Consider the following 15389-nt stretch of genomic DNA (forward strand, 5'->3'; position numbering starts at 1 on the left):
AGACAAAATTATTTCAAGTAATTCTTTTTTCGCAAAAGCAAAGCTGAAATAATGGCTAAGGCAGCTCCAAATAAGATTACCCATAAAAATCCAAATTCATTATCCTTACCTGGCAATCCGCCAACATTCATCCCCCAGATGCCACTAATTAAAGCCGGAATTGAGATAATTAGAGCAATTGAATCAAGATATTTCATCAAATTGTTTAAATGATTATCCATCATTGCCGAGAAAAGTCCATTAATTGATTCTAAAAGATCGCGGTAAACTTTTATTTTTTTAGTAATCCGGCGCTGAGAAAGTAGTAGATCAATGATAAAAATTGAGTTGGCCGAATGCTGCTTTTTAAGAAAGTCAGTTAGAGCTTCAATAGAAGAAGCTTGGTCATCCATTGTGTGATTAAAATAGACTAAAGTTCTGGTTAAGTCCGTTGCTTCTTTCAAAGACTTAGTTTTGGTAGTAGTTCTTGCTGCATGATCTAACTGATCAAGTTGTTGCTTTATTTTAGTTAATTCTTCATTAAAGCAATGGTTTTGATAGAGTAGTTGCTTAATTAAAAGATCTTCAACTGATAGTTTAGCAATTGCCTTTTGATTTTCTAAAATAGGTGCTGGCTTTTTTTGTAAAACTAAGATTAGTTGCTGAGAATTGAAGATCGCAATTGTGGGATAAATCGCATCTTCAACTTGAGTTTGACCAGCGTCAATATTAAAGGATACGAAAATTCTGGCATTTCCAATTTTACATTTGGGCAAGACGTTAAAATGTGATACTTCAGTAGCGGACGTTTGTTTAGTAAAGACGTGCGCGTCACAGCCGATTGTTTTTTCTATATTGGTTAATTCTTCAGAAGTAGGATTAACTAAAATAACAAGTTTAGCTGATAATAGATTGTCTGATGTTGTGTAGCCATTTTTATCATATACAGTAAGCATAAGAAAACCTCCTGACTATTTTTTTTAGGGTAAATATATCATAGAAGGCACTATAAGTTAGATTTAACGCCTTACAGTTGTTAAAAATGAAAACGATATATGTACAGGAAAATTAATTTATAATTAATGTACATAGCAAGTTATTAAGGAAATATTAAGCTTGTCGTTTTGGAGATGCCATAATATCTTTATCGACTAGTGCTTGATATGATTAAGTTAATCAGTCATGAGGATTGAAGATAGCTAGCTAAAACAATCTTTTATGTGTTTTAGGAAAGGATACCTAATTATGATGAAAGATAAACATGGAATTAAAGACAAAGTAGCAGGTAAATTTAAAGAAGTAGAAGGAAAAGTCACTGGCGATAAGGCCCGTGAATTAGAAGGAAAGGCTCAACAAGCTAAAGGAAAGGTAAAATCTAAGGCTACTAAAGTAAAAGAAGACTTAGAATAAATTACTACTAAATTAGAAATAGGAGGCGATCCCCATGCTTCACTGGATTTGGGTTTTGATTGTCGGAGGCGTAATCGGGTTAATTGCAGGTGCCATTACTCATAAGGGTGGCTCAATGAACTGGATTGCAAATATTATTGCTGGGCTAGTAGGCTCATCTCTAGGCGAGGCCTTGCTTGGTGCCTGGGGTCCGCAAGTAGCGGGAATGGCAATTGTTCCATCACTCTTAGGTGCTATTATTCTAGTTATCTTGGTATCATGGATTATGACTATGCTATTTGGCCCTAGGGCTAGCGAATAAATCATATTTAACACAATTAAATAATCTCTCTCAAAAGAGCAGTCTTAGCAGGCTGCTCTTTTCTATGGTCGGCGTTTTGAGTTTTCATAGTATAATAGATGTGATATAAAAATCTAGGTAAGAAAAGAGATAATAATGCGTTTAATTTCATGGAATATTGATTCGCTAAATGCTGCTTTAACTAGTGATTCAGCACGTGCCAAGCTTACACGTGGCGTTTTAAATACAATTAAAGAAAAAGATCCTGATATTATTGCCATTCAAGAAACTAAATTACGGGCAACTGGCCCGACTAAGAAGCATCAAGAAATTTTAGCTGAGATGTTTCCTGATTATGATTATGTTTGGCGCTCGTCTGAAGAACCTGCACGAAAAGGTTATGCTGGGACAATGTTTTTATATAAAAATACTTCGACTCCAGAAGTAACTAAGCCAGTAATTGGGGCGCCAGAACCAATGGATCATGAAGGCCGAATTTTAACTTTAGAGTTTGATAACTATTATGTTACCCAAGTTTATACGCCAAATTCTGGAAATGAATTGAAGCGATTAGATGATCGTCAGGTTTGGGATGAAAAGTATACAGAGTATTTACAAAAATTAGATCAAGTAAAGCCGGTAATTGCTAGCGGTGACTATAACGTTGCTCATACACCAATTGATTTAAAGCATCCAGAAAATAATCATCATAACGCTGGTTTTACCGATGAGGAACGGCAAGACTTTGATAAGTTGCTCAAGCTTGGCTTTACTGATACATTTAGAAAAATTCATGGCAATGTCGAAGGAGTTTATTCTTGGTGGGCTCAAAGAGTGAGAACCAGCAAGGCTAATAACTCGGGCTGGAGAATTGACTATTACATCGTGTCTAATAGAATTGCTAATCAGGTAACTAAGTCAGAAATGCTCGATACTGGTGAGCGAAAAGATCATTGTCCAATTATGTTAGAAATTAATCTGTAATTATCCACTTGTGGATAAATCAAGAAGATCCAAATGATCTTCTTTTTTAGTTTAGGAATGGAAGTGAAAGCTGTGGATAACGTTTTAAAAGATGCAATTTTGAATGGCTTGTATAACAAGAATGAAAATAAGGGGAATGAGTTTATCAGTCCTCAGTTAGTAAATAATGATGATCAAAGTAAAATTTGGTTTACTTTGCGGCAGGAATTAATGTCATGTACCTCTTTTACCTGGGCCGTTGCTTTTATTTCAGAGAATATGCTTGTTCCTTTTAAGTTAGTAATGTCTGAACTAGCTAAAAAAGGAGTTAACGGTACCTTAATTACAGGAACTTATCTTGGCTTTAATAGTCCTAAAGTTTTTAAAGAGTTAATGAAGATTCCTAATCTAACGGTACGCTTAAGTGAGAAAACTGGTTTTCATGCAAAAGGCTACATTTTTAATCATGAAGATTATCAGACGATTTTAATTGGAAGTGTAAATTTTACTAGAAGTGCCTTATTAAAAAATTGCGAGTGGGGATTAAAAGTAACTTCGCATGAAAATGGGCAATTGGTCGAAGAAGTTAACGATCAAATTAAAAATAGTTTAAGTAATAGCTTGATACTTACTAGTTCTTGGATTAAGGAATACGAGCAAAATTGGCAACCGATTAAAAATAATCCGCATCTTCTATTAAGAAAATCCAGGAAAATATCACCTAACCAAATGCAAAAAGAAGCTTTAGCGAATTTAGATGCTTTAGTAAAAGAACAAGCAAAACGTGCCCTTGTTGTTTCAGCGACAGGAACTGGGAAAACATATTTGGGTGCTTTTGCAGTTAAAGAATATAAGCCAAAAAAGTTTCTTTATTTAGTTCACCGAGAACAAATAGCTAAAAAAGCTTTAGAGAGTTTTTATCAAGTAATTGGTGGCAAAAAAAGCGACTATGGCTTATTAACTGGAAATAAACATGATTTTGATAAAAAATATCTTTTTGGAACGGTTCAAACTGTAAGTCAGGAACAAATACTCGGACAATTAAATCCAGAAGAATTTGACTATATTTTAATTGATGAAGCTCATCGAGTGGCAGCACCAACTTATCAGAAGATTTTGAATCATTTTACACCGAAATTTTTATTGGGAATGACGGCAACACCCGAACGAATGGATAAGCAAAATATTTATGAAATATTTGATTATCACTTAGCTTACGAAATTAGGCTGAAAGATGCCTTAAATGAGCAGATGCTCACGCCTTTTCATTATGTGGGCGTCGAAGATTATACGGTGGGAAACCAGATTATTACTGAAACTAGTAAATTAAAAGACTTAGTTGCTGAAAAACGAGTAGAGTATGTGCTTAAACAGCTTAATTACTACGGCTATTGCGGAGAAAAGGCAAAGGGCTTAGTATTTTGCAGTCGGCAAGAAGAAGCAAGAGAGCTGGCAAAATTATTTAGTCAAGCTGGTCATCCGTCTCGTGCGCTTACTAATGAAGATAGTCAAAAAAGGCGTGCTGAAGTAACGCAGCAGTTAGAAAATGGTGAATTAGAGTATATTTTTACCGTTGATCTATTTAATGAGGGAATCGATATTCCGTCGCTCAATCAAATTGTTATGTTACGAAATACTCAATCAAGTATTATTTTTATTCAGCAATTAGGTCGAGGCCTGCGTAAATTTCCGGGAAAAGATTATGTCACAGTTATTGATTTCCTGGGAAATTATAAAAATAATTATCTAATTCCAATTGCTTTAAATGGTGATAAAAGTCGTGACAAAGATCAAGCAATTAGAGAAAGTAAATTACCACAGGTAATTGATGTTTCAACAATTAACTTTACCGAGATTGCTTCTCAGAGAATTTTAGCTTCGCTTGAAAAGATAAAACTAGACAGTATGCATGAACTAAGGCAGTCGTATGAAGATTTGAAAGAAAAGATTGGTAAAGTGCCACTCTTATACGATTTTTATCAATATGGTACGACTGCACCAACGGTTTTTGCTAAAAATCATGCTCTAGCTCATTATGGTGCTTTTTTAAAGAAGATGGGAGAAGAGGTAAATTTAGATGATTATCAGAATGCAGTTCTATCTTTTGTAACCAAGGAGTTGCTATTCGGAAAGAGACCGCATGAGTTGCTACTCTTAGAAAACTGCTTAAATAAAAACATCAGTAAAGCTGATTTTATTAAATTACTTAAGAACAAAAATTGTTATGTCAGTAAAGATGTACTTGAGTCGGTTGAGAAAATTCTGTCGCTTGAATTTTTTGATGTTAAGCAGGGAAAAGCTACCAAGAAAGAGCAATATGGAATTTATCCTTTAATTAAAAAAGAAAATGGAGAATATCATTTATCCAATCAATTATTTCAGGCATTAAATGATAATCAGCAATTTAAAATACTATTTAAAGATGTGCTAAAGACAGGTTTAGAACTGTCAAAAGAATATGATTCACAGTCTCAATTTACTCTGTATAAGCAATATGATCGTAAAGATGTCTGCCGTTTATTAAATTGGCCTAAGGATGTTTCGGCTCCAATGTATGGGTATCGTGTGGGAGAAAAAGAGACACCAATTTTTATCACTTATCAAAAAGACTCTAAGAAAAAGCGTAATGCTCGCTATCAAAATACTTTAGAAAATGGTCATAGTTTACGTTGGTATACCCGCACACCGCGTCATTTAGATTCAGATGAAGTGCAGCGCTTGTTATATACTGATGAGATGAAATTACACCTATTTGTGAAGCGAAGTGATGCAGCAGGAAAAGAATTTTATTATTTAGGAACAGCAGATATCCAAAAAGACTCAGTCAAAGAAGAAAAAATTGGACTTAAGCAAAAGAGTGCAGTTGGTATGAACTTAGTTCTCAATCATCCTTTAAAGCAATCAATTTACAATTTGCTTTTTAGTTAGGAAATTAAACATAGTTTAGGATAAATTATAAAAATACATAATAATTATTTGATAAATTTTAAATTGCAAAACTGGAGGAAGAGAGAAAATAAGATTGAAAAATAAACTAGTTTTTGTACTGGCTTTATTAGTGATTGTTTTGACTGGTTGTACTACCCAAGACAAACCAAATCAGGCAGATGCGGCACCTAAGTACTATGTTGAAAAGCGTCAAACACCTAAGACAAACTTGAATGTGATACCAACTCTATTTTTCCATGGTGGCTTAAGCAATTACAAGGGCGAAGAAAACATGGTAAAAGCAGCTCAAAAAGCAGGAGTTACCAATTCAATAATTAGAGCTAATGTAGATGCAAATGGTAAAGTGAAATTAATTGGCACTATTTCTAAGAATGCTATAAACCCAATTGTAGAGGTAAATTATCGCAATAATGTTCAGCTGGATTTTAAAGAGCATGGTCGATATGCTAGAAATGTTGTGCAGACTTTACAAAATGAGTACGGAATAAAAAAAGTAAATATGGTTGGACATTCCCTGGGAAATATTTCGATTATGTATTATTTGTTGCAAACTGCGCATGATCCTGAAATGCCCAAACTAAATAAGCAAGTTTCAATCGGAGGACATTTTGATGGACTTGATTTTAAACAATTACCAATTGCAATTCGCCAGCCATCGAATTTACATGTAGATGCAGAAGGAAAGCCAAATAAGACCAACTCTACTTATCGTGAGATGATGAAGTTAAGAACTCTTTATCCAAACAAGCAGACTAGTGTTTTAAATATTATTGGTAATATTGGAGGTAATTCAGATGGAATTGTGAAGAATGCTTCGTCACTTTCGCTTGAATATTTGGTTGAACCAATGGCTAAAAGTTACCGAGTAGTTAAAATTGTCGGTAAGAACGCAGAGCACGGACAGCTAACTTACAATAAACAAGTTGAAAAAGAAATTATTAAGTTTTTATGGCTCCAGTAATTTTGAATAATCAAAAAAAAGATGCTTTGATGCATCTTCTTTTTTAAATTTTATTTTCATGTTGATTACTTTTATCAAAATTATGGAGCCACATGCCCCAAGCGGCTTGAAATTCAATAATTAATACACTGGCAGAAATAAGTACCATGATAATTAAAGCATAACTAGCCGTTTCACCTAATTCAGATGTATCGAAATTGTAAGTAAAGAGCTTAATTCCTCCATAGATAAGTAGAATAACCCAATATATATTTGCTCCCCACCATAACTTTTTCACTGCAGATACCGCTTTCATTTACTATATAAAGCTATTATACCATTCTTATGGTTAATTAAAAGTTTGGTGCATAGCTAAAGCGCCCTTAAGAAGTTGTATAATAAAGAGAAAATAGAGAGGTGAAGTGAATTAGATGGGACAAGCTTGGGAAAATTTTAAAAAGAATACAAACGTGCATCGCCTTGCCACGTTATGCTTAATTATTTTGGTATTATATGCGGCACGTTCAATGATGAATACAATTTTATTAACGTTTATTTTCACATATTTAATTGTGCACTTAATTCGTTTTACGCAAAAGAAATTACCAAACTTGCCCTCGCAAGTAATTGTTGTGTTAGCTTATCTATTAGTAATTGCGATCATTTACTTTGCGATTACCATATATGTGCCAATATTAATTAAACAAATTATTAAAATGAGTCATTCTTTAATGAAGTTTTATCAATCTGATAATATGGACTGGTTAACGCAATATTTGAATCATTACATTAGCGATAGTGAAATTACAACACAGGCAAAACATGGTGTAACTATCTTAGTTCATGCCTTGACTAATGTGGGTACATTAACGATTGCGTTCTTTATGTCACTAATTATGAGCTTTTTCTATACTATTGAGCTTGATTCTATGAACGAATTTTCTCATACTTTTTTGAATAGTCGCCATTTATCCTGGTTATTTAAAGATATTGCCTACTTTGGCAACAAGTTTGTTAATACTTTTGGTGTGGTTTTAGAAGCTCAATTCTTCATTGCCTTATGTAATACAGCAATGACAATGATTTGCCTAATTATTATGAAAATGCCACAGATTATTGCTCTTGGATTAATGGTCTTTATTCTAAGTTTGATTCCAGTTGCTGGTGTAATTATTTCCTTGATTCCGTTAAGTTTTGTGGCTTATTCGGTAGGCGGAATTAGGTATGTAATCTATATTCTTATTGTTATTATGATAATTCATGCAATTGAAGCCTACATTTTGAACCCTAAGTTCATGTCAAGTAAAACAGAATTACCAATTTTCTATACCTTTGTAGTTTTGCTTGCAGGTGAGCATTTTCTTGGAACCTGGGGACTAATTGTTGGGGTACCAATCTTCACCTTCTTGTTGGATATCTTAGGAGTAAAATCAGTTAAAACGAAAAAGCCAAAAATCTTGAAAATTGAAAACAAAAAATAAAAGCAGCTGTCAAAGCTGCTTTTTGCGTATTGTAAATAGGATTGTAGGTCCCAAATGAGAATATATGAAAAATACGAGATATGAATGGAGTTTTTAATTTTGCTATTCACAATACAATATTAATTACGCAAAAAAATCAGATTTTTTGTTATTTCTTATAAAAATTTTCAAGTACTAATAATAGCGGTTTCATATCTTCCTTTGTTAAACTAAAAATGAAAGAAAGATGTGAGGCAATGTTATGAAAAAATATGATTATATAATTTTAGGAACAGGTCCTGCAGCATATCAATTTATTAAGCTCTTAGCTACGCAACATAAATCAATTTTAGTTATTGAAAGTGGCTTATTTGGTGGAACCTGTCCCAATGTCGGTTGTGAACCAAAAATCTATTTAGATGGTGCTGTTCAAGCTGCACTTCTTAGCAAACAACTAGAAGGACATGGTATTGAACAGGCTGCAGCGATGAATTGGTCACAATTAATGAAAGAGAAAAAGGAACGATTTACTAGTTGGCCGGATGAAACGAAAGAAATCATTGGTAAGACTTGCGATGTAATTAGTGGAAGTGCGCATTTTATTAATCGACAAACAATTGCAGTAAATCAAAAATATTTCCAGGGAAATAAGATTATTATCGCAACTGGGAGAAGACCGCATGAATTATCAATTCCAGGAGCAAAGTTTTTGCATGATAGTTCAGATGTATTATCTTTAAATAAAGTCCCAGAACACGCTACTTTTATTGGCGCGGGTTATGTAGCGATGGAGTTGGCTACGTTCTTAGCTGCGGCAGGCAGTCAGGTAACCATTTTGGTTAGAGGAGAGCAAGTATTAAGACATTTTTATCAAAAGTATAGTTCTGACCTAGTTAATCGAATGATGAAGCGCGGGATTCAATTTAGGTTTGCTACTGAGGCGACGCGCATTACTCAATTAAGCGATAAATATGTTGTTGAGTTAAATCAAGGTAGTTCCCTTGTAACTGATTACGTTGTGAATGCTAGTGGTCGAACGCCAAATATTGAAAAACTTGACTTATCTGCTGCACAGATTGACTATTCACCTAAGGGAATTGAGGTGGATCGACATTTACAGACAAACGTTAAGAATATTTATGCGATCGGTGATGTTACAAGTCAGGATGTACCTAACTTAACTACGGTGGCAGAATTTCAGGCACGCTATCTTTTCAATTCTCTTGAAAAAGGTTTAAGTCAGCCAATCGACTATCCTGCAATCGGAACTGGCGTATTCGCCTTTCCGCAATTAGCCCAAGCTGGGGTTAATCCTGATAGCGTTTCTGAAGATAGAGATAATTTTGAAATTGTAGAATATGAACTAAGTCAGAGTAGTTTATATGCTGGTCAAAGAGAAAAGGGGCTGCTAACGGTAGTTTATGATAAAGCTAATTATATTGTTGGAGTTAGCGAAATCAGCACAAGTGCAGTTAATGATGTGAATTATTTTGTCCCAATTATTGGATTAAGAATCAGGAGAAATGAATGGCATCGAAATGTATTGCCAATTTATCCAGCCTTAGCTGATAAGATTGAAGGAATTTTGAGATAGAAAAAATGGCACCATTAAGGTGCCATTTAATTATGAATCTAATTTTTACAAGTCGCTTCCACCATAGTTAGGAGCTTCTTTAGCCATTTGAACATCATGTGGGTGAGATTCGCGAAGGCCAGCGTTAGTAATTTGAACAAATTGACTGTTTTCAATCAATTCTTCGATTGTACCAGCACCAACGTAGCCCATACCAGCACGTAAACCACCGTCAATTTGGTAGATAATATTTGAAACGTCACCTTTATAAGGAACTAAAGCTTCAACACCTTCAGGAACTAACTTGTTTGCTTCGTTAACTCCGCCTTGGAAGTAGCGGTCAGAAGAGCCATGTTGTTGTGACATTGCTCCTACTGAACCCATACCGCGGTAAGACTTAAATTTTTTACCTTCATTTGTGAAAATTGTACCAGGTGCTTCAGTAGTACCTGAGAACATTGAACCTAGCATTACTGCATTTCCACCAGCAGCTAAAGCTTTAACCACGTCACCAGAGTACTTAATTCCGCCGTCGGCAATGATCTTCTTGCCGTATTTTTGAGCAACATTAGCAGCATCATAAATAGCAGTAATTTGAGGAACACCGACACCAGCAACAATACGAGTAGTACAAATTGAACCAGGTCCAATTCCGACCTTAACAACATCAACGCCAGCGTCAAATAAGGCAGCAGTTCCTTCGCCAGTAGCAACATTTCCTGCAATCAGAGTAGCTTTAGGGAAGTGATCGCGAATTTCTTTGATCTTACGCAGAACACCAGCAGAGTGACCATGTGCAGTATCAATAACAATTGCGTCAGCGCCTGCCTCAAGTAAGGCTTCAGCACGTTCAAAAGTATCACTTGTAACGCCAACAGCTGCGGCAGCTAAAAGACGACCTTGATCATCAACTGCAGGGTGAGATAAGTTAGGATCAACAGCTTTAGTTTTAGCCTTTTTAACCTCTTCAACCTGGGCTTCGATTGAAAGGTTCTTGTGAATAACCCCTAAACCACCATTTTCGGCCATGGCAATTGCCATATCACCTTCAGTAACAGTGTCCATTCCAGCAGAAATAAGTGGAATGTGAAGTTGAAGATTAGGCGCTAATTTCGTATCAAGTTTAACTTCATTGGGCAGCACATGACTTTCAGCTGGAATTAAAAGTACATCATCAAAAGTTAATCCTTTTTTGGCAAATTTTGTTTCCCACAAACTCATTGTAAAGTCCTTTCTATAGAAGCAACGTTTTAATATTAAATTAGCTAAACTTTACTCGAATCTGAGCCAGAAGTCAATTGGAAATTTGATTTATTTTTTTAATAATTAGATTGGCTAGTAACTTATAACCATTGACGCCGAAGTGAAGACCATCATTCTTTTTTCCGTTGAAAATTTCGGGAAAGTTTATATTTTCTTGCATTTTACTGGCAAGATCAATAACCGAAAATTTATATTCGCTAGCTATTTTTTTTACTATATTGCTGTATTCCATAACTAAACGGTTGCTTCTTACTCTTTGTTTATTTTCATCAACTGCTGGTGGTGTGATAAAGATAACTTTTTCTGGATAATAAAGCCAAATAATGCTTGAAGCAATTAAATCTAAATTTTTTTCAAATTGACGAAGAGGGACTTGCTTATGCGTTGCTAAGTCATTAGTGCCAACTAAAATAATTAGATAATTACACTTAGGCTGATTAAAGACCAGGCTAGGTAGGGAAAGGGCAAGACCGCCAGAATTAATTCCTGATATTGCAGTGTTGTAAATATCACAAGAAAGAATTTTTTGTAGCTGAAAATTGAGTTCTGGAATTGAGTGGTTTTCAGAGCGGGCAATAATGCTGTCCCCAGTTAGAAGTAATTTCATATCAAAATCCTTTGGGTAGAAAAAAGACCTTGAGAAAAATCTCAAGATCTTTTCTAATTATAAATAATTTGATCTTTAGAACTTGTTCTTGTCTAAAGCAACTGGTGAATCAGGCTTTTCACCGTTGATTAACTTCAAGTTGTTATCAAATGCCTTAACAACCATGTTACGTACTGCGTGAGTAGTGTAGAAAGCAGTATGTGGAGTTACTAAAACATTTGGACGATCAATTAAGTCAGCTAAACGAGCATCTGGGAATTCTTTGCCTTCCCAATCCTTGTTAAATACGCCAACTTCGCCTTCGTAAGTGTCCATTACGAAACCAAAGATCTTACCTGAGTCTAAACCACGGATAACAGCATCAGTGTCAACAAGTGGACCACGTGAGCAGTTTACGATTACAACGCCATCTTTCATTTCAGCGATTGACTTATCGTTGATCATGTGAACGTTAGCTGGAACATCTGGTACGTGAAGTGAAATTACATCAGCTTGCTTGTATAAGTCATCAAGTGAGTCAACGTAGTAACCTTTCTTTTCAAGTTCTGGGTTCTTGAAGATATCGTAAGCAATAACCTTTGCGCCGAAACCTTCCATAATTCTCATAAATACTTGACCAATGTGACCAGTACCAACAACACCAACAACTTGGTCACGAACTTCACGACCAATAGTAGGTGCCCAGCGTAAGTCGCGCTTAGCCATCTTTTCATCCATACGCTTGTCTTGACGTAGTACACGAGCAGCTTGGATTGCAGCATGTTCAGCAATTGCGTCAGGAGAGTATACAGGAACGTTAGTGATTTCAAAGCCTAATTCCTTAGCTTTGTCCATGTCAATGTTATCAACACCAACGTTACGTAATGACATCTTAGTTACGCCAGCATCAGCTAAAGCTTGAAGAGTTTCAGGAGTGTAGTCTAATTGTTGGTAAACAACAACCCCGTCAGCACCCTTAGCTAACTTAGCAGTTTCAGGAGTCAAAAGCTTGTCAGTGTATTCAACTTCAACATCCTTGTGAGCATCTTTCCATTCGTTTAAGAAAGGTTCTTCATCTTTACGAATAGCGTAAGCAAAAATCTTTGTCATAAATTCAACCTCCGTCAAAATTAATAGTATGACCGTCTTTTATTATACACTTGACTTTGTTAATAAAAACACAAAATCGGATTTTTTTGAAACTTATTTTAAAGATGTTTCATGTGAAACGATAATTGCAGTTAAAAATAGATTTTCTTTTGCGTATCATTATAGGGTGCCTTATGATAATGGTTAGAAAAAAGAATTGGAAGTAAAGCTGCTAAAATGTTATTAAAAATCAGTCAAAACAGATGAGGGAATAAGTAATGTCAGTTGTTGTGAAATATATAGATTTAGATAATAATTCAGCTGAATTGGCAAGTTCAGAAGAATTGAATGGAAAAGCAGGAGAAAGAATTAACTATCATACAGCAGAAGAAGTCCAAAAGCTAACAGCTGCTGGTTATGTATTGATTAATAATTCGTTTGATCCAAATAATGAAATACATTTTTTTGATGAAACTTCTCAAGAATACAAGCTCACTTTTAAACATGGTCAAGAAGAAGTAACTGCTAAGAATCTAAAATATGATTGTCAATTAAATGATGTACAACTTAAAGGAAAGCAAGTAGTTCATTATACAGGCCTTGAAAAAGATATTCCTGACAATGTAGTTGGAGTCACTTTTAATAGGAAAATTATTTACGACAAAGTTACTAAGCAGAAAGTTTCACTTAGTGCCTGGCAACCAGAAAAGTATTATTTGCCTTTAGTTGCTACTCCTGCCGTTTTAGATTACACGCCAGATAAAGCGGTAATTGGCGGAGAAGCTGTTACAGTTCAAAAACCTAAGCATGAGTATGTCGTTACTTATTTGCCTAATAAGAAAAATGCTAGAAGGCAGAAGGCTGAAATCAAGTTTATTGATATTGATGATAGTAATCAAGAATTAGCTAGCTCTGGCGAATTAAAAGGTAAACCCGGCAAAGAAATTTCTTACAGTACGACAGAAATTTTGAAAGAACTGACAGATAAAGGATATGAAGTCGTTACTAATGACTTTGATTCTAATGACCAGAAGCCTGTCTTTGGAAATAGTAGAGATTACATTCAAACCTTTATTATTGCTTTAAGACATAAAAAGCAAGCCGTTAATTCTGATCATCTTTCTTCCGAAATTGACCATCGTCTTTATGAAAAAGAAGTACATCGCCGAATTACCTTTTCAGGTTTAAACGGTCAACAGTTAGATGATATAGTTCAAACTGCTGTCTTAAAACGTAGTCTAACAATGGACATGGTTACTAAAAAAATTATCCCAGGCGAATACACTAGTCAGTGGCAAAGCACAGAAACATATCCTTCAGTGGCCGTTCCTGTTGTTGCAGGATATCATACTAAAACTAAAGAAGTAGTAGCTTGTCCCGTAATAGAAAAAGACATAAGTGAAGAAGTTAAGTATTATGCAAATAGTTATTTGATTCCAGTTGATGCAAATCATAATAAGCTTTCTGAAATAGATAAGAGGCAATTAATTACTAATTCTATTGATCCAACGAAAGCAATTTTCCCTAAATTAGAGCTTGAAAATGTCGTCTTAAAGCCAATTAAAGAGGTAAAAATTGAAGATCCGGGGCGAGATTATGAGGTTCCATACTTATTAGTTCATAAATATATTGCCGTCGATGAGAAGCATCCTAAAAAGGAAGTAAGTCCAGCATATTATAGAAGAATTGTGACAGCTCGCGTTCATTATCAAGGTGCTGGCGATTTGACTCCTGCTGACGCAGAACAGACAGTTACCTGGACAAGAACAGTAACCTATGACGAAGTAAGTAGAGAAATCATTGATAATGGAATGTACACGACAAAATGGTTAGCTGATAAAGATATCTTTGAAGCAACCCCTACGCCAGTTATTAAGGGCTTTTGCGCTGATATTGGCTTAATTGGCGAACATCCAGTTACAGAAACAGACTTGATGGCGACTGTTACTTATGCGCCAGTTGGAAAAATGATCCCAATTGATGAACATGGAAATGAAATAAAAAATGCTATGCGATCACCATATATTAATGATCCATATGATCCAGTACGGGTACTTTTTAACGAGGAAGTTCCAGAAGTACAAGGATATGCTCCGGTTAACAATACAATTTCGGTTAATGATCCATTTTCCGATACCAAGGTAACTTATACCTTGAAGCCCCGTTATATTCCAGTGAATAGTGAACACCCATATCGCCCGATCAAGCCAACGATGTATAGTGTGCCAGTTAAGGAAACAGTCAAATATCAGGGAGCAGGAGAGCAAACACCAACGGCTCGTTTGCAAGCTGCACGATGGACTAGAACATTAACAGCCGATGAAAATACCAGTGAATTAATAGACAATGGTAAATATACAACAGCTTGGAAAGTTGATAAGAATCACTATACTGCAGTAAAAACGCCGGTAATTGATGGCTATCATGCTGATAAGAATATTATTGAAGCAAAAGAAGTTAAAAAAGCTGATCTTAATTTTTCTGTAGTTTATCAAGCTAATGGACGTATAGTACCAGTGGATGCAAAAGACAATTCGTTAGTCGGTGTTGAGCAACCATCATATGTAACTGATCCAGAAGATGCAACAAAGGTATTACCAAAACAAGGTGTACCTAGAATTTTGAATTATGTACCAGAACAAGAAGTGATTACGGTAGGAGATGCAGGAGAAGATACACGAGTTAAATATTACACATTTAACGAATGGAGTGAATTAAAAGCTAAGAAAAAGGCTGAACAAAAACATAAAAATTTAAAAACAAAGAAACCGATTGAAAATAAAGATGAGCAAGAAAAGAAGGAAAAAGTAGAAGAAAAGCCAAAAGCAGCTAATTCTGATCAAAAAAAGAAGCAAGATCATAAGGTTTTGAAGCATATATTTCCGTGGATGAAATAG

The 15389-nt window shown here is 35.1% G+C and carries 13 protein-coding genes; 8 read left to right on the forward strand and 5 right to left on the reverse strand.

Features of this window, described 5'->3' with window-relative positions; genetic code table 11:
* Positions 1 to 8: 8 nt before the first annotated feature.
* The gene (locus tag F3I00_RS00265; protein ID WP_020807261.1) at positions 9 to 935 is read right to left on the reverse strand and encodes a magnesium transporter CorA family protein; all 927 of its coding nucleotides are present in this window, start codon (positions 933 to 935) and stop codon (positions 9 to 11) included.
* Positions 936 to 1227: 292 nt separating this feature from the next.
* On the opposite strand from F3I00_RS00265, the gene F3I00_RS00270 reads away from it, so the two are divergent.
* The 5 genes from F3I00_RS00270 (at position 1228) to F3I00_RS00290 (ending at position 6542) form a co-directional block, all read left to right on the forward strand.
* Positions 1228 to 1389, forward strand: a complete 162-nt coding sequence (locus tag F3I00_RS00270) for a CsbD family protein (RefSeq protein ID WP_172620139.1) — start codon at positions 1228 to 1230, stop codon at positions 1387 to 1389.
* A 34-nt stretch (positions 1390 to 1423) separates the two neighbouring features.
* Complete coding sequence (locus F3I00_RS00275; RefSeq protein WP_003648116.1) at positions 1424 to 1690, forward strand: GlsB/YeaQ/YmgE family stress response membrane protein; 267 nt, start codon at positions 1424 to 1426, stop codon at positions 1688 to 1690.
* A gap of 135 nt (positions 1691 to 1825) precedes the next feature.
* Positions 1826 to 2653, forward strand: a complete 828-nt coding sequence (locus F3I00_RS00280) for an exodeoxyribonuclease III (protein ID WP_159310952.1) — start codon at positions 1826 to 1828, stop codon at positions 2651 to 2653.
* Positions 2654 to 2686: 33 nt separating this feature from the next.
* Positions 2687 to 5560: a DUF3427 domain-containing protein gene (locus F3I00_RS00285; protein WP_020807264.1), complete on the forward strand. Its 2874-nt coding sequence runs from the start codon at positions 2687 to 2689 to the stop codon at positions 5558 to 5560.
* Between the two features lie 94 nt (positions 5561 to 5654).
* Positions 5655 to 6542 carry an alpha/beta hydrolase gene (locus F3I00_RS00290; protein WP_020807265.1) on the forward strand — a complete coding sequence of 296 codons (888 nt, stop codon included), beginning with the start codon at positions 5655 to 5657 and terminating at the stop codon, positions 6540 to 6542.
* A gap of 43 nt (positions 6543 to 6585) precedes the next feature.
* On the opposite strand, the gene F3I00_RS00295 is transcribed toward F3I00_RS00290, so the two are convergent.
* The gene (locus F3I00_RS00295) at positions 6586 to 6837 is read right to left on the reverse strand and encodes a DUF3923 family protein (protein WP_020807266.1); all 252 of its coding nucleotides are present in this window, start codon (positions 6835 to 6837) and stop codon (positions 6586 to 6588) included.
* A gap of 115 nt (positions 6838 to 6952) precedes the next feature.
* Between F3I00_RS00295 and F3I00_RS00300 the strand changes: the two genes are divergently transcribed.
* Positions 6953 to 8002, forward strand: coding sequence for an AI-2E family transporter (locus tag F3I00_RS00300; protein ID WP_020807267.1), 1050 nt, complete (start codon positions 6953 to 6955; stop codon positions 8000 to 8002).
* A 241-nt stretch (positions 8003 to 8243) separates the two neighbouring features.
* Complete coding sequence (locus F3I00_RS00305) at positions 8244 to 9575, forward strand: NAD(P)/FAD-dependent oxidoreductase (RefSeq protein ID WP_020807268.1); 1332 nt, start codon at positions 8244 to 8246, stop codon at positions 9573 to 9575.
* Positions 9576 to 9620: 45 nt separating this feature from the next.
* On the opposite strand, the gene F3I00_RS00310 is transcribed toward F3I00_RS00305, so the two are convergent.
* The 3 genes from F3I00_RS00310 to F3I00_RS00320 all read right to left on the reverse strand — a co-directional run bounded on the left by F3I00_RS00310 (position 9621) and on the right by F3I00_RS00320 (position 12513).
* The gene (locus F3I00_RS00310; RefSeq protein ID WP_020807269.1) at positions 9621 to 10775 is read right to left on the reverse strand and encodes an IMP dehydrogenase; all 1155 of its coding nucleotides are present in this window, start codon (positions 10773 to 10775) and stop codon (positions 9621 to 9623) included.
* Between the two features lie 73 nt (positions 10776 to 10848).
* Entirely contained in the window at positions 10849 to 11424 is a 576-nt protein-coding gene (locus tag F3I00_RS00315; RefSeq protein ID WP_020807270.1) for an SGNH/GDSL hydrolase family protein, read from the reverse strand.
* 75 nt (positions 11425 to 11499) lie between these two features.
* A complete protein-coding gene (locus F3I00_RS00320; RefSeq protein WP_003648111.1) occupies positions 11500 to 12513 on the reverse strand; it encodes a D-2-hydroxyacid dehydrogenase in 1014 nt (337 codons plus the stop codon).
* Between the two features lie 257 nt (positions 12514 to 12770).
* Here F3I00_RS00320 and F3I00_RS00325 point away from each other — a divergent pair, with 257 nt between their 5' ends.
* A complete protein-coding gene (locus tag F3I00_RS00325; protein WP_020807271.1) occupies positions 12771 to 15389 on the forward strand; it encodes a hypothetical protein in 2619 nt (872 codons plus the stop codon).

The sequence above is a fragment of the Lactobacillus sp. JM1 genome (assembly GCF_009834385.1).
Classification (GTDB): domain Bacteria; phylum Bacillota; class Bacilli; order Lactobacillales; family Lactobacillaceae; genus Lactobacillus; species Lactobacillus paragasseri.

What these genes read in the sequence shown, in the direction of transcription:
- F3I00_RS00270 (WP_172620139.1), top strand. Translation starts at nt 1,228, where the DNA reads ATGAAAGATAAACATGGAATTAAAGACAAAGTAGCAGGTAAATTTAAA.
- F3I00_RS00315 (WP_020807270.1), bottom strand. Translation starts at nt 11,424, where the DNA reads ATGAAATTACTTCTAACTGGGGACAGCATTATTGCCCGCTCTGAAAAC.
- F3I00_RS00300 (WP_020807267.1), top strand. Translation starts at nt 6,953, where the DNA reads ATGGGACAAGCTTGGGAAAATTTTAAAAAGAATACAAACGTGCATCGC.
- F3I00_RS00295 (WP_020807266.1), bottom strand. Translation starts at nt 6,837, where the DNA reads ATGAAAGCGGTATCTGCAGTGAAAAAGTTATGGTGGGGAGCAAATATA.
- F3I00_RS00310 (WP_020807269.1), bottom strand. Translation starts at nt 10,775, where the DNA reads ATGAGTTTGTGGGAAACAAAATTTGCCAAAAAAGGATTAACTTTTGAT.
- F3I00_RS00280 (WP_159310952.1), top strand. Translation starts at nt 1,826, where the DNA reads ATGCGTTTAATTTCATGGAATATTGATTCGCTAAATGCTGCTTTAACT.
- F3I00_RS00275 (WP_003648116.1), top strand. Translation starts at nt 1,424, where the DNA reads ATGCTTCACTGGATTTGGGTTTTGATTGTCGGAGGCGTAATCGGGTTA.
- F3I00_RS00265 (WP_020807261.1), bottom strand. Translation starts at nt 935, where the DNA reads ATGCTTACTGTATATGATAAAAATGGCTACACAACATCAGACAATCTA.
- F3I00_RS00285 (WP_020807264.1), top strand. Translation starts at nt 2,687, where the DNA reads ATGATCTTCTTTTTTAGTTTAGGAATGGAAGTGAAAGCTGTGGATAAC.
- F3I00_RS00320 (WP_003648111.1), bottom strand. Translation starts at nt 12,513, where the DNA reads ATGACAAAGATTTTTGCTTACGCTATTCGTAAAGATGAAGAACCTTTC.
- F3I00_RS00305 (WP_020807268.1), top strand. Translation starts at nt 8,244, where the DNA reads ATGAAAAAATATGATTATATAATTTTAGGAACAGGTCCTGCAGCATAT.
- F3I00_RS00325 (WP_020807271.1), top strand. Translation starts at nt 12,771, where the DNA reads ATGTCAGTTGTTGTGAAATATATAGATTTAGATAATAATTCAGCTGAA.